The 270-nt window shown below is 62.2% G+C and carries 1 protein-coding gene; it reads right to left on the bottom strand.

The features are described 5' to 3' along the window. Positions 1-51: 51 nt before the first annotated feature. Positions 52-270 (bottom strand): T6SS immunity protein Tli4 family protein (locus SB751_RS30880; RefSeq protein WP_410749133.1); only part of this gene is annotated, 219 nt, incomplete at its 5' end.

Raw genomic sequence — 270 nt, 5'->3', positions numbered from 1 at the left:
CGGTCGTCGTGTCACCTTTCACGATGTCGTAGCGTCGCATGTCGCCTCCGCTCAGACTGCGCCTGGCCGCAATCGCAGGCTGTTCAACAGCGTGTCCCACGTCTGCAGTGCGCCGGCCTCATCGACCGGTGACGTCGCCTCTTCAGGCTTCAAATCGGGGCTACTCGCGCCGAGCAGCAACTGAATAGCGGTATGCGGTTTCGCCAACGTGCTCGGGTCGCCTGGCGCGAGCAGATAGAAGCGGAAAGACGTGATCTCGCCTTCCTTCAG

The organism is Cupriavidus sp. SIMBA_020 (genome assembly GCF_046535395.1).
GTDB classification, from domain to species: domain Bacteria; phylum Pseudomonadota; class Gammaproteobacteria; order Burkholderiales; family Burkholderiaceae; genus Cupriavidus; species Cupriavidus campinensis.
Note: the sequence above shows the minus strand (reverse complement) of the source record. Positions and strands in the feature narration are given on the sequence as shown.